Source organism: Aurantiacibacter hainanensis, from assembly GCF_036321025.1.
Classification (GTDB): Bacteria; Pseudomonadota; Alphaproteobacteria; order Sphingomonadales; family Sphingomonadaceae; genus Alteraurantiacibacter; species Alteraurantiacibacter hainanensis.
The window spans coordinates 1,488,778-1,508,885 of record NZ_JAZAPB010000002.1; the positions used below are offsets into that span (position 1 = coordinate 1,488,778).

Sequence of the window (20,108 nt, forward strand, 5' to 3'; positions counted from 1 at the left end):
CCTGTAAAATATTCGCTTTATACTATCATTTGTTTATTTCGGGATTGCGGATCCGGGCTTTCAGGCCTTACGGAATTCGCCGGTCGTCTCGTCCAGCAGGTGCAGGATCCCGTCGGAAATCGCGAAGTAGGCTCCGCGCAGGGTGACTTCGCCCTTGGGTTCTTTTTCCTGGATGCAGGGGAAAGTGCGCAGGTTGGCCAGGCTCACCTTCACGGCCGCCAATTCCATCGCCCGTTCCGCCTCGCGGCCCTTGGTGCCGAGCTTTTCGGCGATGGGTTCGCGCACCTCGTCCAGCATGTCGATCCAGTTGGCGACGAAGCCGCCTTCGCCCAAGGGGTTGCCATGCAGGTCCTGCGTCAGCGCGGCCTGGCAGCCGCCGCACATGCCGTGGCCCATCACCACGACCGATTTCACCTTGAGGAACTGCACCGCGAATTCCAGCGCCGCCGATACGCCGTGCTGGCCGGGCGTGGTTTCGAATGGCGGCACCAGCGCGGCGACGTTGCGCACGACGAAAATCTCGCCGGGCGACACATCGAAGATCTGCGCCGGGTCCACGCGGCTGTCGGAACAGGCGATCACCATTACCTGGGGCGACTGGCCTTCCCTCAGCTGTGCCCAGCGGTCATGCTGCACCCGCCAATCGCCGCTGCGGAAACGGGCATAGCCCTCGATCATCTCGTCAAAGCTTTTCATGAATGCACCGCTGCCGCGAAAAATCGGATTCGACAAGGGGTAGCATGCGCAAGCGGGTTGCTCCCAAGGGGGCAGGCTCCTAAGTGGACCGCGTAATGAACGACCTTTCCTCCGCACCCGCTCCCGAAGGTGATCGCCCGGCTCGCCAGCGCAAGCCGGACTGGATCCGCGTGAAGGCCCCCGTCAGCAAGGGCTATCACGAAACGCGCAAGATGATGCGCGACCTCGGCCTGAATACCGTTTGCGAGGAAGCGGCCTGTCCCAACATCGGCGAATGCTGGAGCAAGAAGCACGCCACGGTAATGATCCTTGGCGACGTGTGCACGCGCGCTTGCGCCTTCTGCAATGTGAAGACCGGCATGCCCCGCATGGTCGATCCGATGGAGCCGGAGAATACGGCCATCGCCGCGGCGAAGATGGGGCTTGAGCACATCGTCATCACCAGCGTCGACCGGGACGACCTGCCGGATGGCGGGGCAGGGCAGTTCGTGAAGGTGATCCAGGCCCTGCGTCGCGAGACGCCCGACACGACCATCGAGATTCTCACGCCCGACTTCCGCGGGAAGATGCGCCCCGCGATCGAAGCGATCTGCGAGGCCGGACCGGACGTGTTCAACCACAACCTGGAAACCGTTCCGCGCCTCTATCCCACCATCCGCCCCGGCGCGCGCTACTATGCCTCGCTGCGGCTGCTGGAAGAGGTGAAGAGCCATGATCCGCTGATCTTCACGAAGTCCGGGATCATGCTGGGACTGGGCGAGCAGCGCCTGGAAGTGCACCAGGTGATGGACGACATGCGCAGCGCCGATGTCGATTTCATCACCATGGGCCAGTATCTCCAGCCCACGCCGAAGCACGCCAAGGTCGAGGATTTCGTGACGCCCAAGGCCTTTGATGCCTTCGGCTCCATCGCTCGGGCCAAGGGGTTCCTTCAGGTTGCCGCCAGCCCGCTGACCCGTTCCAGCTATCACGCGGGCGACGATTTCGCCGAGATGCGTGCCGCGCGCGAAGCGAAACTGGCAAAGCAGCAGGCGAAGGAAGGGAAGGGCGCCTGATGCCTACCATCCGCGAAACGCACAAGCTGCCCTACACGGCGGAGCAGATGTTCGACCTGGTGGCCGATGTCGACAGGTATCCCGAGTTCCTGCCCTGGGTTGTCGCCACGCGCGTGCGCAGGGACAGCGATACCGAAATGACGGCGGACATGCTGGTGGGGTTCAAGGCCCTGCGCGAGAAGTTCACGTCGAAGGTGGTGAAGGATCGACCCAACACCATCAACGTCCACTACATCGACGGTCCGCTGCGCGACCTGGATAACAACTGGACCTTCCGCGACTGCGGCGAGAATTGCTGCGAGATCGACTTCTGCGTCGATTTCAGCTTCAAGAACATCATGTTCGAAACGCTGGCGGGCCAGTATATCGACCGCGCCTTCCGCAAGATGGTCGCCGCGTTCGAAACGCGGGCGGAAGAACTCTACGGCAGCAACAGTTCGAGCGCGCAAAGCGTAGCCTGAGAACGCACGCCGGAACGGCCGGTATCCTCGAACAGGCGCTGCTCGGCCTCGGGCTGTTCCTGCCCCTTCTCCAGCTTTGCGAAGACGACCGTACCGACCGGCTTGTCCTCGCCGCCGCCTCCGGGACCGGCGATGCCACTGATCGCAACCGCGACATCCGCGCCGCTGCGCTCCAGCGCGCCGCGGGCCATGGCGTAGACGCAGGCCACCGATACCGCGCCGAACGCGTCGATGATGTCGGTTTCCACTCCCAGGTCGCCCTGCTTGGCTTCGTTCGAATAGGTGACGAAGCTGCGGTCCAGAACGGCGGAGCTGCCGGGTATCTCGGTGATCGCGGCTGCCACGAGGCCGCCGGTGCAGCTTTCCGCCAGCACGATCGTGCGGCCGGCCGCGATGTTTTCCTCCACCACGCGGCGGGCCAAGTTCACGATATCGTCGGGAAGAAGGGCGTCGGTCATGCGCGTGCCACCATCGTTGCAACGGCTTGCGCGGCGATACCTTCGCCGCGGCCTGTGTAGCCGAGCTTCTCTGTTGTTGTTGCCTTCACGCTGACCGAACCCACGGCCACCCCCAGCAGTTCCGCCAGCCGTTCGCGCATGGCATCGCGGTGGGGGCCGATCTTGGGCGCCTCGCAGATCAGCGTCAGGTCGACATTGCCCACGGCGTAGCCTGCTTCCGCCGCGAGATGGACTGCATGTTCCACGAACCGCGAGGAGGGCGCGCCCCGCCATTGCGGATCGCTGGGCGGGAAGTGCTGGCCGATATCGCCCGCCGCCACGGCCCCGAGAATGGCATCGACCACGGCGTGCAGGCCCACGTCGGCGTCGGAGTGACCCGCAAGGCCCTTCTCGTGCGCGATCTGGATGCCGCAGAGCCACAGGTCCTCTCCTGCGGCAAGCCGGTGGACGTCGTAGCCGGTGCCAACGCGCACGGGCGAAGAAAGGGGAGCGTCGGTCATGAAATCCTCCGCGAATGTGAGTTTGCGCAGTCGCTCGTCCCCCGCGACAAGGGCCACATCGCCCCCGGCCGCGCGCAGAACCTGGGCATCGTCTCCCGCGGTCGCCTCGCCCTGCCAGCTGCGGTGGGCGGCCAGCACATCGGCAAAGCGAAAGGCCTGCGGCGTCTGCACCCGTCGCAGCGTTTCGCGCCGGGCATCCGCGGCCATCAGGTTACCGTCGGCAACAACTATGGAATCTACGACGGGCAAGACCGGGATCGCGCCGGGATGATCCCTCAGGGCAGAAGCAAGACGAGCTACCACCTCGGGCGGACAGTCGGGCCTTGCCGCATCGTGGATGAGGACCGATTGCGGAGCGTGCCCGGCAAGCTTTTGAAGCGCCAGGGCAACGCTTTCCTGCCGGGACACTCCGCCCGTCAGCAGGATCACATTATCCAGTCCGGCGAGACACTCCTGCGCCAGCGAATCCGCACCTTCTGGGATGGCGACGGCAAACCTTTCGACTCCTGCGCGAATTAGTGATTCCACGGCATGGCGAAGCACTGTCGACCCGCGATACGACGCGAACTGCTTGGGCACGGACTGTCCCGCGCGCACTCCCTTGCCGGCGGCGACGATGACCGCTGCCAGGTCATCTGCGGGAGAGGGGGGCGTCGCTTCCATATCGCGACCCGCGCGCTAGCGGCTTGAGCCGCCCCTCGCAATCCACTATGCGCGTGCCCATATTTTAGGCACGTAATCTCATGACCACTTCCGGACTGCCCACCCCACCGGCGATCACGCCCATCGATATCGGCCCCGTGCGGATCGATTGCCCCGTCGTGCTCGCGCCGATGACGGGCGTGACGGACCTGCCGTTTCGTACCCTGGTGCGCCGCTACGGGTCCGGCCTGAACGTCACGGAAATGATCGCCAGCGAAGCCGCCATCCGCGAATCGCGGCAGTCGATCCAGAAAGCCGCCTGGGCACCGATAGAGGATCCCGTCTCCATGCAGCTTGTAGGCTGCGATCCCCATTCCATGGCGGAGGCGGCCAAGCTGCAGGAAGGCAACGGCGCGGCGGTGATCGACATCAACTTCGGCTGTCCGGTGCGCAAGGTCGTGGGCCAGCTGGCCGGATCGGCATTGATGCGCGAGGTCGGCCTGGCGACGAAATTGATGGAAGCGACGGTAAAGGCCGTTTCGGTTCCGGTTACCGTGAAGATGCGCATGGGCTGGGACCACGCCAGCCTGAACGCCCCCGAACTCAGCCGCATCGCGCAAGACCTGGGCGTGAAGATGATCACGGTTCACGGCCGCACGCGCAACCAGATGTACAAGGGCAGCGCCGACTGGTCCTTCATCCGCAAGGTGAAGGACGCGGTCTCCATCCCGGTGATCGTGAACGGCGATATCTGCTCCATCGACGATGCCGCGAAGGCGCTGGAGCAGTCGGGAGCCGATGGCCTGATGATCGGGCGAGGCGCCTATGGCAAGCCGTGGCTGCTGGGACAGGTGATGCACTGGTGGCGTACCGGGGAAAGCCTCGACAATCCCACGTTCGACGAACAGTACGACACCGTCACCGAACACTACGACGCCATGCTGGCCCATTACGGGGAGGATGTGGGCGTGAAGATCGCGCGCAAGCACCTGGGCTGGTACACCAAGGGGATGCACGGCAGTGCCGACTTCCGCAACAAGGTGAACTTCATCGACGATCCTGCACAGGTGCGCGGTGAGCTGGAGCGTTTCTACGAGCCGTTCCTGAGGCGCCGGGCCGCGTGAGCGAGGAAAGGCCCGCGCTGCCGACCGCAGGCGAACAGATCAACGGGCTGGCTTTCGGCATGCTGCTGCTTTCGCCGGATCATGTCATCCGGCAGGCGAACCCCGCTGCGGAAAGCCTCCTGGGAATCAGCTGGCGCAGGATGAAGGGAAAATCCTTCCTCGACATCCTCTCGTTTCATCAGCCCGGACTGGTCGATCGCCTGCGAGACAACGAGACGCAACTGGTGGCGCGCGGCGTTGATGCGAAAGTTGCGGACAAGGACCTGCGGCTCAACGTCACGATATCCACGCTCTCGAGCAATCCCGGATGGCGCGTTGCCACGCTTTCCGATGCCAGCCAGGGGGAGCGTTTCGAGGGCCAGGAACGCCGTGGCCAGCTGCGCGGTCCGGCCGTGCTCGCTCACGAGATAAAGAACCCGCTGGCGGCCATTCGCGGAGCAGCACAACTGCTTGGGCGAAAGGTCGGGGAAAACGAGAAGCCCCTGACCGACCTGATTGCCGACGAAGTCGACCGTATCGCCCAGCTTATCGATCGCATGCAGCGTCTGGGCCGCGAAAGGGCGGAACCGATCGTGCCGATCAACCTGCACGAGGCCATTCACCGCGCTTACGAGACGGTGCGGATCACTAGCGATTCCAGCGTTGCCTGGCGCGAGGAATTCGATCCCTCCCTCCCTCCGGTGCTGGCCAACGAGGGGGCGCTGGTGCAGGTGCTGGTGAACCTGATGGCCAATGCCCGCGATGCCTGCAGCGATACCGTCGCTCCGCGGATCACCGTGCGCACCCGGTTTGCCAGCGGTATCGTGATGAACGTGTTCCGGCTCGGTCGCCCGGTGAAACTGCCGATCGAAATCCAGGTAAGCGACAACGGGCCGGGCATCGATCCATCGATCCAGGACGATATTTTCGAGCCGTTCGTCACCAGCAAGACCAACGGCCAGGGCCTGGGCCTGGCGCTGGTGCAGAAACTGGTGCGCGACATGGATGGCCGCGTAAGTCATGAACGCGACGAGTCGGGAGGATGGACGCATTTCCGTATCCACCTGCCGATGGCTCGCTGAAGGGAAGGGGAGAAGCATGGCCCATCGTGCCTTGCTCGTGGAGGACGACAATTCCATCGCGACTGTGATTCGCGCCGCGCTGGAAGATGAAGGCTTTACGGTCGACACCTCGGACACCGTCGCAGGTCGCGACACCGCGCTGGAGCAGGCCGGTTACGACGTGATGCTGACCGATGTGATCCTGCGGGACGGGGACGGGATCGAGTCTCTGGGCGAAGTGCGCGAGGCCTATCCCGACATGCCCGTCATCATCCTCTCGGCGCAGAATACCCTCGATACCGCCGTGCGTGCGACGGATCGCGGAGCGTTCGAATACTTTCCCAAGCCATTCGACCTGGACGATCTGGTGCGGGCCACGCGGCAGGCTGTGGCAAGTCGCCAGACAGGCATGACGGGTGCCGAGGATCCGGGCGAAGGTTTGCCGCTGATCGGTCGCAGTCAGCCGATGCAGGAAGTCTACCGGCTGATTACCCGCGTTCTGCACAACGATCTGACCGTGCTGGTGCTGGGCGAAAGCGGCACCGGCAAGGAACTGGTGGCAGAGGCGATCCACGAACTCGGCGCGCGCAAGAAGGGGCCGTTCGTGCCGGTCAATACCGCCGCCATCCCGCGCGAACTGATCGAGAGCGAACTCTTCGGCCACGAAAAGGGCGCGTTCACGGGCGCGACGGCGCGCAATATCGGCAAGTTCGAACAGGCGCATGGCGGCACTCTGTTTCTCGACGAAATCGGCGACATGCCGGCGGAGGCCCAGACGCGCCTGCTGCGCGCGCTGCAATCGGGCCGCATCCGCAGGGTGGGGGGAAGCGAGGAAATCGCCGTCGATGTCCGCATCGTCGCGGCAACGAACCGGGACCTGCTGCCCCTGATCGCCAAGGGCAGCTTTCGCGAAGACCTGTATTACCGGTTGAACGTCGTGCCCATCGTGCTGCCACCCCTGCGCGACAGGGCTGACGACGTGGCGCCCCTGGCCCTGCATTTCCTTTCCCGCGCAGCCACCGAAGGCTTGCCGAAGCGCTCGCTGGGCAAGGATGCCGCGGCACTGCTTGCAAAGCAGCCCTGGCGCGGAAACGTTCGCGAGCTGCAGAACCTCATCTACCGTGCCGCCTTGCTCTCTCGCGAGGATGTCATCGATGCCGAGACGGTCCGCTCGCTGCTCGACAGGGCATCGGGCGGCGCGTCGGAGAAGGCCGGACAGGATATCGGAGATGCAGTGTACCAGTGGCTGGAGCGGGAGGACTTTGCGGAAGGCGAAATCTATCACCAGGCCCTCGCCGAACTCGAGCGTCCGATCTTCCGGCACGCCCTTTCCAGGACGGCCGGAAACCAGCTGAAAGCCGCCCAGTTGCTGGGCATAAATCGCAACACATTGCGCAAGCGGCTGTCCGAGCTGGACATCGATCCGGATAGTTTCTCGCGCGCCTGATTGAATACACCGCTTTTAACTTGCAAAGCTGCAACAGCGTTGTTGTAACCCTGCAACGTGACGGAAGAGCCACACCCCGAATCCGCGGAAAACGCCCACAAACGCTCGCGCTGGCTGCGCAGGGCGGCTGTGGCTTCGCGTCGGCTCAACCTCTTCCTGTGGCTGGAAATCATCTGTTACGGCGCGCTGGCGGTGATGCTGGTAACCGTCTGGCTCTCCCTCGCCGGACGCCCCGACGAAGGCGATCCGGTACCGAGCTGGCAGGCCGCCGCCCTGCTCGTGGGAACCCTGCTGCCCGCGCTCGGCCTGATAGTGCTGTGGGGCCGCCGTATCGCCAAGCGCAGGGCAGGGGGCACCACCGGGCGCCTGCACGTCAACCTCGTGTTCTTCTTCTCGCTGCTGGCAGCCATTCCCACGCTGTTCGTGGCGGTGTTCGCCTCCATCCTGTTCCAGTCGGGCGTGCAATTCTGGTTCAGCGACGATTCGCGCGGACTGCTGGACAACGCCAACGAACTGGCGCGCAACTATTATGACGAGAACCAGCGTTTCGTGGCCGATAACACCCTCGCCATGGCAATCGACCTGCGGTTCTTCCTTCAGAGCATGGCCATCAACAGCCCCGAGTTCGTGGATCAGTATTTTCTGCAGGTCTACGGACGCGAGTTGAGCGAAAGCGCGATTCTCCAGGAGGCGCCCGACGGCGGGTTGCGGACAATCGCCATCGTCGACCCCGACGAGGACGCGGAGCGCCAACGTATCACCGAGGAAGGGCTCGCCATGTTGCGCGCCGGAGAATCGGTGATCGTCCAGGCCACGGAGGAGCGCACAGAGGCGGTTGTCCCGCTTAATGCGGAACTTGGCATCTACCTGTACGGATCGCGCGATTCCGACGCGGAGGCCCTGTCGCAATACCGCCGCGCCCAGAACGTGGTGGAAACCTACGAGGAACTGACCGAGCAGGCGCGCGTGCTGCAGCTGCAGTTCAATTTCGCTCTGTTCGGCGTCTCCCTGGCCCTCGTCGCGCTGGCGGTGTGGGCCGCGCTGCGCTTCGCCGACAGGCAGGTGAAACCGCTCGCGGAACTGGCCGATGCGGCGCAGGAAATCGGCGCGGGCAACTATGCCATGCGCGTTGCGGGACGCACGGGGCAGGACGAGATCGGCCTGCTCAATCGCGCCTTCAACCGCATGTCCGCGCAGATCGAGCGGCAGACCGATGCCTTGCTTGGCGCCAACCACCAGCTGGCAGAGCGCCGCGCCTTCATCGAGGCCGTGCTGCAATCGATCACGGCGGGTATCGTCTCGGTCGACGCCGATGGACGGATCCTGCTGATGAACAGCTCAGCCCAGCGCCTGCTGCTGGATCACGAAGGTCCGGTGCCCGTCGACATGCCGCTGGAGGACGTCGCACCGCAGCTGGCGGAACTGGTGGAGCAAGGCGCGAAGAGCGAGATCATCCAGATCAGCCGTTCCGGCGAACTGCTGACGCTGGCCGTGCAACTGGCCCCGGCCACCGGAGGCCACGTGATCACCTTCGAGGACATCACCCGCCAGCTTCTCGACCAGCGGCAGGCGGCATGGTCGGACGTGGCGCGGCGCATCGCTCACGAGATCAAGAACCCGCTCACCCCCATCCAGCTGGCGACGGAGCGGCTCAAGCGCCGCTATTCGAAGCAGATCCAGCAGGACGTCGATCTCTTCGACGAATTGACCGGCACGATCATCCGCCAGGTGGGAGACCTGCGCAAGATGGTGGACGAGTTCTCCAGCTTCGCGCGGTTGCCCAAGCCCGTTTTCCGTAGCGAGGATGCGGTGGACCTTGTGCGACAGGCGTTGTTCCTGCAGGAGGTCGCCCACCCGGAGATCACCTACGGGTTCACCGCCGACAAGGACATTCCGACTGTGGAATGTGACCGGCACCAGGTTGGCCAGGCCATGACCAACGTGCTGAAGAACGCCGCCGAAGCCGTTGACGCCCGCATCGCGGATGCCCCGGCCGACTGGCGCGGCCGGATCGACGTATCGATGACGCTGCTGGACGAGCACATCGAAATCGCGGTGAGCGACAATGGCGTGGGACTGCCGCAAGGCGGGGAAAACGTGATCGAACCCTATGTCACCACGCGTGAGAAGGGCACGGGCCTGGGCCTCGCGATCGTGAAGAAGATCGTCGAGGAGCACGCGGGCGACCTCGAATTCGCATCGCTGCCGGGAGGGGGGACGCGCGCCACGCTGCGTTTCGCGATCCATCCCGACAGGCCGGCGGAAAGCAGCGAGGCCGCCGAATGAATTTTGCAGGAGAGCACTGAATGGCACTCGATATCCTAGTGGTCGACGACGAACGCGACATTCGCAATCTCGTCGCCGGCGTCCTGAGCGACGAAGGTTACGACTGCCGAACCGCGGGCGACAGCGATCGCGCGCTGGCTATGATCGACGAACGCCGTCCCAGCCTGGTGCTGCTGGACGTCTGGCTGCACGGCAGCCCCATGGACGGGCTCGAGGTGCTCGATGCGATCAAGGCGCGCGAGCCCGGTCTGCCGGTCATCATCTTTTCCGGTCACGGCAACGTGGATACCGCCGTTTCCGCCGTCAGCCGCGGGGCGATGGATTTCATCGAGAAGCCCTTCGAAGCCGAAAAGCTGCTGCATCTGGTGGAGCGCGCGACCGAGACCCAGCGTCTGCGCCGCGAGAACGAACGGCTGCGCGAGGGCATGGCTTCTCCCGACGAGTTCACCGGCAACTCCAGCGTCATCAACACGGTGCGCGCAACGCTGAAGCGTGTCTCCAACACGGGCAGCCGCGTGCTGGTGAGCGGCCCAGCCGGTGCCGGCAAGGAAGTGGCGGCTCGCCTGCTGCACGCCTGGAGCCCGCGCGCCGACAAGGCATTCGTAACCGTCAATTCCGCACGCATCACGCCCGAGCGTTTCGAACACGAACTGTTTGGCGAGGAAGCGGAGGGCAAGCTGGTGCGCGCGGGTCTGCTGGAACTGGCCGACGGCGGCACGCTCTACCTCGACGAGGTGGCAGACATGCCCGAAAGCACCCAGGCCCGCATCCTGCGCGTGCTGACAGACCAGAGCTTCGTGCGCGTCGGCGGCAACCGCCAGGTCGGTGTGGATGTTCGCGTCGTGTCCTCCACCGCGCGGGACCTGCTCAAGGAAATCGAGGAAAAGCGGTTCCGCGAGGACCTGTTCTACCGTCTGAACGTCGTCCCCATCGAGATACCGCCTCTCGCGGACCGGCGTGACGATATTCCCGCCCTGGCCGATCATTTCTTCACGCGATACGCCCGCGAACAGGGCCTGGAACCGCCCACCATCGCGCCCGAGGCCGTTGCCGCGATGCAGGCCTACGATTGGCCGGGCAACGTCCGCCAGCTGCGCAATGTCATCGAACGCACGGTTATCCTCGCCCCGCGCGAGGATTTCGAGACGATCACGCCGGACATGCTGCCGTCGGAAATCACCGGGGGATCTTCGGAAAATGGTGGCGGGATCTCGTCCTTGATGGGCGTTCCGCTGCGCGAAGCGCGCGAAAGTTTCGAGCGCGAATACCTGCGTATCCAGATCCGTCGCTTCTCCGGCAATATTTCGAAAACCGCCGGTTTTATCGGCATGGAACGTTCGGCGCTCCACCGGAAGTTGAAACTGCTTGGCATGAACGAGCGGAACAACGACGACGACAGCGACTAGGACTTAAGTCCATCTACGGAACTATTTGCTCCGGGCGGGTTTCTGAATATACGCTGCATCGCACAATGTTGCGCTCGGTGAGTCTCGTGCCTGACACGGGACGCCGCCAGATTGCGGGCCAGTCCCGCCAAGAATGATGGAGTCAGAAGAGTGGCCAAGGGTACGCTTTCCCCCCGATCAAAGCCCGCACCGCCCCCGGAGGAGCCCGGCGCGAAGCCGCCCAGCGGCGCGAAGGGCGGCAACCACAAGACCGGCAATCTTCAGGATGTATTCCTGAACCACCTCCGGCGCGAAAAGACCCCTGTCACCATGTTCCTGGTAAAAGGCGTGAAGCTTCAGGGCATTGTTACCTGGTTCGACAATTTTTCCATCCTGTTGCGGCGCGATGGCCAGTCGCAACTGGTCTACAAGCACGCCATTTCCACCATCATGCCGGGGCAGCCGGTCGATGCCGAACAATTCGGCGGCGGCCCGGACGGCGCGCGCAAGATGCGCCTGCTGCAGGACATATTCCTCACTCGCGTCCGCGACGCCGGAGTGCAGGTGACGATGTTCCTGGTAAACGGAGTGATGCTCCAGGGACGCATCGCCAGCTTCGATCTGTTCTGCATGCTGCTCGAACGTGACGGATACGTCCAGCTAGCCTACAAGCATGCCGTGTCCACGATCCAGCCGGACAGGCCCGTAGACCTGACCGACGAGGATCTGGGCGAGGATGGCGATGAAGGCGACGACGACTGATAGTTGACGATGATATCGAAGGCGAAGTCACCCGCGGTGCGCGGGCCCTAGTGGTGTGCCCAGACATACGCAGCCAGCGCCGGGACGATGATCCCGATGCCCGACTGGAGGAGGCGAAGGGTCTGGCGATGGCGATCGGCATCATCGTTGCCGAAGCCTTCATTATCCCTGTGCGCGACGTTCGCCCGAATACGCTGTTCGGGGAAGGGCAGGTCCAGCGCATAGCCAGCGATTGCGAGTTGCACGAGGCCGAACTGGTCATCGTGGACGGAGCGCTGTCTCCCATCCAGCAGCGCAACCTGGAAGAGAAGATCGGCCGCAAGGTCATCGACCGCACGGGCCTGATCCTCGAAATCTTCGGCGAACGCGCTGCAACGGCGGAAGGTCGTCTCCAGGTCGAGCTGGCCCACCTCGATTACCAGGCCAGCCGCCTCGTGCGCAGCTGGACTCACCTGGAGCGACAGAGGGGTGGCTACGGCTTTCTCGGTGGTCCCGGCGAAACGCAGATCGAGGCCGACCGTCGCCTGATCCGCGACCGCATGGCCAAGCTGCGCCGCGAACTGGAACAGGTCCGCAAGACGCGTGAATTGCATCGCAAGCGGCGGGGAAGGGCGCCCTGGCCCGTCATCGCGCTGGTCGGATACACCAACGCAGGCAAGTCCACGCTCTTCAACCGGATGACCGGTTCGGACGTGATGGCCGAAGACCTGCTGTTCGCCACGCTCGATCCCACCATGCGCGCGATTTCCCTGCCGGGCGTCGAAAAGGCCATCCTGTCCGACACGGTGGGTTTCATTTCCGATCTGCCGACCCAGCTCGTCGCTGCCTTCCGCGCCACGCTGGAGGAAGTGACCGCCGCAGACATCGTGCTGCACGTGCGCGACATCGCCAATCCGGACAGCGCCTCTCAGAAGAAGCAGGTGCTGCAGGTGCTTGCCGATCTCGGCGTCGTTTCGGAAGAGGACGACGAGGATCAGGTGCCGCTGATCGAAGTGTGGAACAAGTGGGACCTGCTGGACGAAGACGCGCGCGAGGAATTGTCGGCCCTCGCAGAGAACGACGAGGATATCGTGGCGATCTCGGCGATCACCGGCCACGGCGTCGATGCACTGCGGGAAAGGCTCGGCGCGGTGCTGACCGAAGGTGCACGGCTGCATGCACTGGATATTCCCGCTGCCGACGGTGCACGCATCGCCTGGCTGCACGCGCACGGCGAAGTGATGTCGGACAAGGATGCGGGGCAGGGTGAGGGCGGCCCCATGCGGCGGATCGAGGTCCGGCTGACCGAGAAGGAATTGGGCAGGTTCGAGTCGCTCTAGGCGTCGCCGTCCCGCTCCATCCGCTTCACTTCTTGCCAAAGGGCTTCCTGACCATCGAGATCGCGCTGCGCGAAATCGCCCGCGGCGAGCTTCTCCATGGCACGATAACGCCGCTCGAATTTCGCATTGGCGGCTCTCAGCGCGTCTTCCGCGCCTATACCGTATGATCGGACCAGGTTTACCGCCGCGAACAGCAGGTCGCCGGCTTCTTCCGCGCGGTCTTCGTCACCGGCTTCCCGAAGTTCGGCGATCTCTTCAGCCAGCTTGGCGGCCGGTCCTTCGTGATCGGGCCAGTCGAACCCATCGCGTGCTGCGCGTTTCTGCAGCTTTTCGGTGCGAAGCAAGGCCGGCAAGGCGCGTGCCACGCCGTCCATCGTGCTGTCGGAACCGCCTTCGACGCGTTCCGCAGCCTTGATGTCTTCCCAGCGCGTGGAATCCATGACGCCGCCTTCGTCGCCGAAGATGTGCGGATGGCGCGCTTCCATCTTGTCCGAGATGGAACGGGCGACGTCCTCGAAATCGAAGTGACCGGCTTCCTCGGCCATCCGCGCGTGGAAGACGACCTGCAACAGCAGGTCACCCAGTTCGCCGCGGAGGTCGTGCATATCCTCACGCTCGATGGCGTCGGCCACTTCGTAGGCTTCCTCGATCGTGTACGGCGCGATTGTCGCGAACGTCTGCGCGACATCCCATTCGCAACCGTGCTGCGGATCGCGAAGACGGGCCATGATCGAGAGGAGGCGGGAAAGCTGATCGGACATGGGGTCTCGGTGCAATAGCTAAGAATGATAATATATATTATGTTAAATATCGAGAGTGCCTGGATTGGTGGTTAGCCAAGGGTCCACATCGCCCCGCTCACATCAATAGCGAAAACAGCAGCGCGATGCCCGTGAAGATGCACCCCCATATCAGGATCATCCGGATCGTTTTCGACGTATCTACCTGATGCGATCGGTAAGCGCCCAGCGCCAGGATCAGCCAGCCAAGCAAGGCGATGATCGATACGATCGAAATCTCGTTCATGCCGTCAATTCCATGCCGTCATAACCTACCAGCACATTAGCGGGTACTTCGGCGCTGAGTTCGGCGTAATCCATGCTCTTGTCGAGGTGCGACAGCACCGTTCGCCTTGCGCCGGTTCGCTCGGCCAGTTCCAGCGCCATGGCCAGGCTGGCATGCGTCGGATGCGGTTCGCGGCGCAGGCAATCGGTGACAAGAATATCGACGCCCTCGAAAAGGCTCACCATGTCGTCGACAATCTCCGCGAAGTCCGTCGCATAACCTATTGATTTACCGTCAGCTTCGAAGCGATATGCCGTACTCGTCATCGGTCCGTGCGGCATTTCCACGGTATCGACCCCGAAGCCTGCGTGGATACGCAGCGAGTCCAGCGATTTCAGTTCCACGATCGTCGGATAGCCGTATTGTCCGGCGAAGACATATCCGAACCGGTTGCGCAGCCTTCGGCACGTCTCGGCGGATGCGAAACCGGCAATCGGGCCGCCGCGGCCGAAACGCAGCGGGCGCAGGTCGTCGATACCGTGGCAGTGATCGGCATGGTCGTGCGTCCAGAAAACGCCGTCCACCTTGTCGATACCGTTGGTCAGCAACTGGTTGCGCAGGTCCGGCGAAGTATCGACGAGCAGCCTCGAGCCTTCATCGCTTTCCACGATGATGGAAACGCGGCTGCGCCTGTTCCTGGGCTCGTTCGGGTCGCATTCGCCCCAGTCATTTCCGATGCGCGGAACGCCGGTCGAAGTACCGCATCCGAGCACAAGCAGTTTCACGAGGGCGCCTCGATCCCGTTTTCCTTGGCTTTCGTGAACAAATTGAAGAAATTACGTGAAGTCGTTGCCGCCAGTTCTTCGGTCTCGACGCCGCGAAGCTCGGCGACGAATTCGGCGGTGTGGCGCACGAAAGCAGGCTCGCAGGTCTTCCCGCGATGCGGAACCGGCGCGAGAAACGGGCTGTCGGTTTCGACCAGCAGCCGATCGTCGGGCACCTGCCGGGCGAACTCCTGGAGATCCTTCGCATTCTTGAAGGTCACGATGCCCGACAGCGAGATCGTCAGACCCAGATCGAGCACCTTTCGTCCGAAATCGGCGCTGGCGGTGAAGCAATGGATGAGTGCCGGGAAGGCGCCCTTCCCCATTTCATCGGCCAGTATCTCCGCGGTGTCGTCTTCCGCGTCGCGGGTGTGGATCACCAGCGGCAGACCGGTTTCGCGCGCGACATCGATGTGCATGCGGAACAGGTCGCGCTGCACCGCGCGGTCAGACTTGTCGTAGTAATAGTCCAGGCCGCTCTCGCCGATGCCGATCACGCGCGGGTGATCGGTCGCCCTGCGAAGGACCTGTCGCCCCAGATCGGCGTGCTGGTCGGCCTCGTGGGGATGGATGCCGACAGTCGCCCAGACGTCGCTCTCGCGCTCCGCCGTGGCGACCACATCGCGCCATTCGCGTTCCCGCGTCGAGATATTGAGGAAGCCGGTCACACCGGCCTCGCGGGCGTTGGCGAGTACCTCTGCCTGCCGCTCGGCAAGCCCCTCGTAATTCAGGTGGCAATGGCTGTCGATCAGGAACGCCTGCATGGTCACGATGGCTCCCCCGCTTCGGGCATGTCGAGGCGCGGGAAGACGGGCCTGGGGTTGTCGACCGTGATCGTATCCAGCGCCGGATCGCTGGCGGACAGGGCGGCATAATCGCGCGCGTCAGCCGGGATGGTGAGCGCGTCGAGGATCTTGGTCGAAGCTGTCGGGATCACTGGCGCGGCGGCTATCGCGAGGTCTCGGATGCAGCCGCACAGCGTTGCCAGCACGCGTTCCATGCGCTCCGGATCGGTCTTGCGCAGGGACCACGGCGCCTGCTCGTCCACATAGGCGTTGCAGGCGTATACGGCCTGCATCCACGCCTCGAGGCCGGCCGCGAAGGCGAGCTGCTCGAATTGCGCGGGCAGTTCCACGGCGCAGGCCTGGCGCACCCTCGCCCGCAGTTCCTCGTCCACCTGTTGCACCGGAGCCTGCGCGGAGACGGATCCGTCGCAGTTCTTGGCAATGAAGCTCATCACCCGCTGGGCGAGGTTTCCGAAGCTGTTCGCAAGTTCGGAATTTGCTCGGTTTACAATGGCTTCGCGCGAATAGCTGCCATCCTGTCCGAAAGAGAATTCGCGCAGCAGGAAATAGCGCAGCACGTCGACGCCATAGGCATCGACCAGAGCCGCCGGATCGGTGACATTGCCCAGCGACTTGGATTCCTTCTGCCCCTTGTTGAGCAGGAACCCGTGGGCATAGACCTGTTTCGGCAGGGCAATACCCGCGCTCATCAGAAAGGCCGGCCAGTAGACGGTGTGGAACCGGGTGATGTCCTTGCCGACCAGATGCAGGTCCGCCGGCCAGAACTTCGCCATGTTTTCCGTCTCGTCCGGATAGCCGAGGCCGGTGAGGTAATTGGTGAGGGCATCCACCCACACGTACATCACGTGCCCCTCGCTTCCCGGCACGGGAACGCCCCAGTCGAAGCTGGTGCGGCTGACCGAGAGATCGCGCAGCCCGCCCTCGACGAAACGCATCACCTCGTTTCGGCGGCTATCGGGCCGGATGAAGTCGGGATTGTCGCGGTAGAGTTGCAGCAGCCGCTCGCCATAATCCGACAGGCGGAAGAACCAGGTCTCCTCGGCGGTCCATTCCACCGGAGTCCCTTGCGGGGAAAGTTTCTCGCCCCCTTCCCCTTCGACCAGTTCGCTCTCGTCGTAATAGGCCTCGTCCCGGACGGAGTACCAGCCTTCGTAACGATCGAGGTAGAGGTCGCCGCGCTCCTCCATCGCCTTCCAGATCGCCTGGCTGGCGCGGTAGTGATCATCCTGCGTGGTGCGGATGAAATGATCGTAGGAAATGTCCAGCCGATCGAACAGTTCGCGGAAATGGCCCGACATCTCGTCCGCCAGTTCGCGCGGCGTCATGCCCAGTTCGCGCGCCTTCTGAGCCATCTTGAGCCCATGCTCGTCGGTGCCGGTCTGGAAGCGGACCTCGCGCCCCATCTGCCGGTGAAACCGGGCAAGGATGTCGGCGGCGATCGTTTCGTAGGCGTGGCCGATGTGCGGCCTGCCGTTGGGGTAATGAATCGCGGTGGTAAGATAGAAGGTGTCAGCCATTTGCGGGCGTCCTAGAGCCCGCAAGGTTGGCGAGCAAGGTGCCGATTTCCATGACCAGCAGACCGGGATCGAAATTGTAGGTGGGTGCCTGGCCGGCAAGACGCACCAGGGCGCCGTGCGTTTCGACCATTGCGGGAATGTCGCCCGGCACCACGCCTCGCATGCGATCGGCGACCACGGCACGGGCGAGCTCGATGGCGGCCAGTTGCTTTTCGCGGCTCGGCCGCGCGCCCATGGCTCCTGCCAGCCGCCCGCGGAGGGCGAAATCCGGGTCGCCCTGATCGACGACTTGCCGCATCAGCGTGTGGATCTTGCCGAGGTCCAGTTCGACGAAATCGATGGCCGCGCCGGGCGATCCGCTGGCAGCGGCGATGGCGGCCTCACGCATGTCCGTGCTGGCCTGCGGACTTTCGCGGGCCAGGATGGCATCCATGTCCTCGTCCGAGACCCGCGGAAAGTTCAGGACCCGGCAGCGCGACCGGATCGTGGGCAGCAGGCGTCCCATGCGATGCGCGATCAGCATGAAGTAGGTGCCCGCTGGCGGTTCCTCCAGGCTCTTGAGCAGCGCGTTGGCGGCGCTCGTTTCCATGTCGTCAGCCGGGTCGATGATGACCGCGCGCCGGCTTCCCAGCGTCGGCCGCGTCGTCAGGCGGCGTTGCAGTTCGCGGATCTGGTCGACCTTGATGTTGCGAGCCAGCTCGAACGGCTTGTCCTCGTCGCGCTTGCGAGCCTCCGTCTCGTTTTTCGGAGGATGGCTGACATAGCGGATATCAGGGTGATTGCCCTCGGGCTGGGGAATGCCCTCTTCCGCCACCAGTTCGCGGGCCGCGGCGAGGGCGAAGGCGGACTTGCCCACGCCCTTGCGACCAGACAGGATCCAGCCGTGATGCATGCGGTCGCCCGACAGCGCGCGCCGCCAGTCGGCCCAGGCCTCATCGTGGCCGATGTAGCTCAACCGCCTTCCCCGACGAACGGCGCCATTGCCCGCATCACGCGCATGTGCACCTCATCGGGCGTGCCGCTGGCGTCCACCAGAACGAAGCGTTCCGGATCGGTGGCGGCAAGCTGGCGGAAATGCTCGGCCACGCGGGCGTGATAGGCGGCCGACTTGCCGCCGATACGGTCCGCACCATCGCCATCGCGGGCGTGAAGCCGGTCAGCAACCTCCTGCGAAGGTGCCTGCAGCAGGAAGGTGACGTCGGGCATCAGGGCGTGCGAACCGATCGTATGCAGCGAGAGCACTGCGTCGTCCGACCACTCCCCTCCCCCCGCCTGGTAGGCGCGCGAGGAATCGACGAAGCGATCGCACACCACCCAGTCGCCGCGATCGAGCGCAGGTCCGATCAGGTTGGCCACGTGATCGGAGCGGGCGGCGGCGAACAACAGCGCTTCCGCCCTCGTTCCCCAGTCGAACGCCTTATCGAGCAGGAGGTCGCGAATGGCTTCGGCTCCAGGCGTCCCTCCCGGTTCGCGGGTCTGCACGACCGACAGACCCCGGGACCGCAAGGCATCCACCAGCATCCCGGCCTGCGTCGACTTGCCTACACCTTCGCCGCCTTCGAATGTGATGAAACGTCCGCCCGTCATGCCAGCCATTTTCTCCAGGCGTTGACGATCCGTTGCAAGGGGTTGGCCTGCGGAACCGTTTCGGCGGCTTCGAGCGGCGCGTCCAGCACCAGCTCGCCATCCAGGCTCACGCGCAGGCGGGCAATCGGATCGCCCACGGCGATCGGTGCCTGGACCGGTCCCCGATAGACCACTTCCAGGTCCCAGCCCGAAACGTCCTCACCTGCGGGGATGGCGGCCATCACGTCGCCCGGCGTGCGCAAGGGAACCGTGGTACTGGCGCCGTCCTGCACCAGCGCCTCTCCCACCACGGTCTCTGCCGGAACGATCATCTCGCGATCGAAATTGTCGAAGCCCCACTCCAGCAGGTCGCGTGCTGCCTTGTCGCGCGTGCGTCCATCGGGTGTGCCCGCCAGCACCATCATCAGCCGTCGACCCTCGCGCTGGGCGGAGCCGAGGAAGGTGAACCCGGCTTCCCGCGTGTAGCCGGTCTTCAGCCCGTCGGCGCCCTCCACCCGTCCCGTGACGGGGTCGTGGTTGGCCTGCGTGATATCGCGCCAGCGCAGGGTCCGATGGCCGAAATAGCGCGCGTAGAGCGACGGATACCGCGTGGTGATCGCCCGGCCGAGGATCGCCAGGTCCTGGGCGGAAGTGTAGGTCTGCCCGCCATCGGGGTATCCGTTGGCCGAACCGAAATGCGTGTCGCGCATCCCCAGTTCCTCGGCATTGGCGTTCATCAATGCCAGCCACTCTTCCAGCGAGCCCGCAGCGGCGACGGCCAGCGCCACGCTGGCGTCGTTGCCGGAAACCGTGGTTATGCCGAGCAGAAGCTGCCCGATCGTGGGTTGCTCGCCGGCGCGAAGGAACATGTTGGAGCCTTCGTTGTACCAGGCGTCCTCCAGTTCCTGCGGATAGTCGAACCGCATTTCGGGGCGCAGTTCGCCCTCGTCGATCATCTTGAAGGCGGTGTAGGCGGTCATCACCTTGGTGACGGATGCCGGCATGAAGCGGCGGTTCTCGTTACGGGCGAACAGGGTCTGGCCCGTCGACAGGTCCACCAGAAGGCCTACCGGAATTTCCTCCGGAACCGGGGCGGGCGCGGGTGCAGGAAGCGCCGGCGCGGCGGCAAGGCCTGCCGCCGCCGCCATGGCCAGTGTTCTCATCGCCAACTTTCGCTGAGGCACGCGCACTCCACCGCTCGATTGCGGCGAGGAC

Annotated in this window: 20 protein-coding genes; 9 read left to right on the top strand and 11 right to left on the bottom strand. The window is 64.2% G+C overall.

Features of this window, described 5'->3' with window-relative positions:
• Positions 1 to 60: 60 nt before the first annotated feature.
• Positions 61 to 696, bottom strand: a complete 636-nt coding sequence (locus AAA989_RS14660; RefSeq protein WP_338244827.1) for a carbonic anhydrase — start codon at positions 694 to 696, stop codon at positions 61 to 63.
• 95 nt (positions 697 to 791) lie between these two features.
• On the opposite strand from AAA989_RS14660, the gene lipA reads away from it, so the two are divergent.
• Together lipA and AAA989_RS14670 are read left to right on the top strand one after the other, a co-directional pair.
• Positions 792 to 1,751, top strand: coding sequence for a lipoyl synthase (gene lipA / locus AAA989_RS14665; protein ID WP_338244829.1), 960 nt, complete (start codon positions 792 to 794; stop codon positions 1,749 to 1,751).
• Positions 1,751 to 2,212 (top strand): type II toxin-antitoxin system RatA family toxin, encoded by a 462-nt coding sequence (locus AAA989_RS14670; protein ID WP_338244831.1) that lies wholly within the window; start codon positions 1,751 to 1,753, stop codon positions 2,210 to 2,212. Before lipA ends, AAA989_RS14670 begins: the two co-directional genes overlap by 1 nt.
• On the opposite strand, the gene AAA989_RS14675 is transcribed toward AAA989_RS14670, so the two are convergent.
• Together AAA989_RS14675 and AAA989_RS14680 are read right to left on the bottom strand one after the other, a co-directional pair.
• Positions 2,173 to 2,670 carry a CinA family protein gene (locus AAA989_RS14675; protein WP_338244833.1) on the bottom strand — a complete coding sequence of 166 codons (498 nt, stop codon included), beginning with the start codon at positions 2,668 to 2,670 and terminating at the stop codon, positions 2,173 to 2,175. The two genes, AAA989_RS14670 and AAA989_RS14675, sit on opposite strands and share 40 nt — an antisense overlap.
• Positions 2,667 to 3,833: a bifunctional 2-C-methyl-D-erythritol 4-phosphate cytidylyltransferase/2-C-methyl-D-erythritol 2,4-cyclodiphosphate synthase gene (locus AAA989_RS14680; RefSeq protein WP_338244835.1), complete on the bottom strand. Its 1,167-nt coding sequence runs from the start codon at positions 3,831 to 3,833 to the stop codon at positions 2,667 to 2,669. Before AAA989_RS14680 ends, AAA989_RS14675 begins: the two co-directional genes overlap by 4 nt.
• An 80-nt stretch (positions 3,834 to 3,913) precedes the next feature.
• Between AAA989_RS14680 and dusB the strand changes: the two genes are divergently transcribed.
• The 7 genes from dusB to hflX all read left to right on the top strand — a co-directional run bounded on the left by dusB (position 3,914) and on the right by hflX (position 13,175).
• Positions 3,914 to 4,936, top strand: coding sequence for a tRNA dihydrouridine synthase DusB (gene dusB / locus AAA989_RS14685; RefSeq protein ID WP_338244837.1), 1,023 nt, complete (start codon positions 3,914 to 3,916; stop codon positions 4,934 to 4,936).
• Positions 4,933 to 5,997, top strand: a complete 1,065-nt coding sequence (locus AAA989_RS14690; RefSeq protein WP_338244839.1) for a two-component system sensor histidine kinase NtrB — start codon at positions 4,933 to 4,935, stop codon at positions 5,995 to 5,997. The genes dusB and AAA989_RS14690 overlap by 4 nt, the downstream gene beginning before the upstream one ends.
• Positions 5,998 to 6,013: 16 nt before the next feature.
• Complete coding sequence (locus AAA989_RS14695; protein WP_338244841.1) at positions 6,014 to 7,423, top strand: sigma-54-dependent transcriptional regulator; 1,410 nt, start codon at positions 6,014 to 6,016, stop codon at positions 7,421 to 7,423.
• Positions 7,424 to 7,480: 57 nt separating this feature from the next.
• Positions 7,481 to 9,709, top strand: coding sequence for a sensor histidine kinase (locus AAA989_RS14700; RefSeq protein ID WP_338244843.1), 2,229 nt, complete (start codon positions 7,481 to 7,483; stop codon positions 9,707 to 9,709).
• A 20-nt stretch (positions 9,710 to 9,729) separates the two neighbouring features.
• Positions 9,730 to 11,115 (top strand): nitrogen assimilation response regulator NtrX, encoded by a 1,386-nt coding sequence (gene ntrX / locus AAA989_RS14705; RefSeq protein WP_338244845.1) that lies wholly within the window; start codon positions 9,730 to 9,732, stop codon positions 11,113 to 11,115.
• A 150-nt stretch (positions 11,116 to 11,265) separates the two neighbouring features.
• The gene (gene hfq / locus AAA989_RS14710; RefSeq protein WP_338244847.1) at positions 11,266 to 11,856 is read left to right on the top strand and encodes an RNA chaperone Hfq; all 591 of its coding nucleotides are present in this window, start codon (positions 11,266 to 11,268) and stop codon (positions 11,854 to 11,856) included.
• A gap of 53 nt (positions 11,857 to 11,909) precedes the next feature.
• Positions 11,910 to 13,175 (top strand): GTPase HflX, encoded by a 1,266-nt coding sequence (hflX, locus tag AAA989_RS14715; RefSeq protein WP_338244849.1) that lies wholly within the window; start codon positions 11,910 to 11,912, stop codon positions 13,173 to 13,175.
• Here the strand turns inward: hflX and mazG are convergent.
• The 8 genes from mazG to AAA989_RS14755 form a co-directional block, all read right to left on the bottom strand.
• On the bottom strand, positions 13,172 to 13,936 hold the full coding sequence (gene mazG, locus AAA989_RS14720; RefSeq protein ID WP_338244851.1) for a nucleoside triphosphate pyrophosphohydrolase: 765 nt from the start codon (positions 13,934 to 13,936) through the stop codon (positions 13,172 to 13,174). The two genes, hflX and mazG, sit on opposite strands and share 4 nt — an antisense overlap.
• Before the next feature lie 97 nt (positions 13,937 to 14,033).
• On the bottom strand, positions 14,034 to 14,201 hold the full coding sequence (locus AAA989_RS14725) for a hypothetical protein (RefSeq protein WP_338244853.1): 168 nt from the start codon (positions 14,199 to 14,201) through the stop codon (positions 14,034 to 14,036).
• Complete coding sequence (locus tag AAA989_RS14730) at positions 14,198 to 14,965, bottom strand: MBL fold metallo-hydrolase (RefSeq protein ID WP_338244855.1); 768 nt, start codon at positions 14,963 to 14,965, stop codon at positions 14,198 to 14,200. Before AAA989_RS14730 ends, AAA989_RS14725 begins: the two co-directional genes overlap by 4 nt.
• Positions 14,962 to 15,768 (bottom strand): TatD family hydrolase, encoded by an 807-nt coding sequence (locus AAA989_RS14735; RefSeq protein WP_338245565.1) that lies wholly within the window; start codon positions 15,766 to 15,768, stop codon positions 14,962 to 14,964. Before AAA989_RS14735 ends, AAA989_RS14730 begins: the two co-directional genes overlap by 4 nt.
• A 2-nt stretch (positions 15,769 to 15,770) precedes the next feature.
• Positions 15,771 to 17,327 carry a methionine--tRNA ligase gene (metG, locus tag AAA989_RS14740; RefSeq protein WP_338244857.1) on the bottom strand — a complete coding sequence of 519 codons (1,557 nt, stop codon included), beginning with the start codon at positions 17,325 to 17,327 and terminating at the stop codon, positions 15,771 to 15,773.
• A complete protein-coding gene (locus tag AAA989_RS14745) occupies positions 17,320 to 18,282 on the bottom strand; it encodes a DNA polymerase III delta subunit-related protein (RefSeq protein WP_338244858.1) in 963 nt (320 codons plus the stop codon). The genes metG and AAA989_RS14745 overlap by 8 nt, the downstream gene beginning before the upstream one ends.
• Positions 18,279 to 18,914 (bottom strand): dTMP kinase, encoded by a 636-nt coding sequence (gene tmk, locus AAA989_RS14750; protein ID WP_338244860.1) that lies wholly within the window; start codon positions 18,912 to 18,914, stop codon positions 18,279 to 18,281. The genes AAA989_RS14745 and tmk overlap by 4 nt, the downstream gene beginning before the upstream one ends.
• On the bottom strand, positions 18,911 to 20,056 hold the full coding sequence (locus AAA989_RS14755; protein ID WP_338244861.1) for a D-alanyl-D-alanine carboxypeptidase family protein: 1,146 nt from the start codon (positions 20,054 to 20,056) through the stop codon (positions 18,911 to 18,913). The genes tmk and AAA989_RS14755 overlap by 4 nt, the downstream gene beginning before the upstream one ends.
• Positions 20,057 to 20,108 lie beyond the last annotated feature (52 nt).

Coding starts and splice junctions, on each gene's coding strand:
- AAA989_RS14660 (WP_338244827.1), bottom strand. CDS start 696: ATGAAAAGCTTTGACGAGATGATCGAGGGCTATGCCCGTTTCCGCAGC.
- lipA (WP_338244829.1), top strand. CDS start 792: ATGAACGACCTTTCCTCCGCACCCGCTCCCGAAGGTGATCGCCCGGCT.
- AAA989_RS14670 (WP_338244831.1), top strand. CDS start 1,751: ATGCCTACCATCCGCGAAACGCACAAGCTGCCCTACACGGCGGAGCAG.
- AAA989_RS14675 (WP_338244833.1), bottom strand. CDS start 2,670: ATGACCGACGCCCTTCTTCCCGACGATATCGTGAACTTGGCCCGCCGC.
- AAA989_RS14680 (WP_338244835.1), bottom strand. CDS start 3,833: ATGGAAGCGACGCCCCCCTCTCCCGCAGATGACCTGGCAGCGGTCATC.
- dusB (WP_338244837.1), top strand. CDS start 3,914: ATGACCACTTCCGGACTGCCCACCCCACCGGCGATCACGCCCATCGAT.
- AAA989_RS14695 (WP_338244841.1), top strand. CDS start 6,014: ATGGCCCATCGTGCCTTGCTCGTGGAGGACGACAATTCCATCGCGACT.
- ntrX (WP_338244845.1), top strand. CDS start 9,730: ATGGCACTCGATATCCTAGTGGTCGACGACGAACGCGACATTCGCAAT.
- mazG (WP_338244851.1), bottom strand. CDS start 13,936: ATGTCCGATCAGCTTTCCCGCCTCCTCTCGATCATGGCCCGTCTTCGC.
- AAA989_RS14725 (WP_338244853.1), bottom strand. CDS start 14,201: ATGAACGAGATTTCGATCGTATCGATCATCGCCTTGCTTGGCTGGCTG.
- AAA989_RS14735 (WP_338245565.1), bottom strand. CDS start 15,768: ATGCAGGCGTTCCTGATCGACAGCCATTGCCACCTGAATTACGAGGGG.
- metG (WP_338244857.1), bottom strand. CDS start 17,327: ATGGCTGACACCTTCTATCTTACCACCGCGATTCATTACCCCAACGGC.
- tmk (WP_338244860.1), bottom strand. CDS start 18,914: ATGACGGGCGGACGTTTCATCACATTCGAAGGCGGCGAAGGTGTAGGC.
- AAA989_RS14755 (WP_338244861.1), bottom strand. CDS start 20,056: ATGAGAACACTGGCCATGGCGGCGGCGGCAGGCCTTGCCGCCGCGCCG.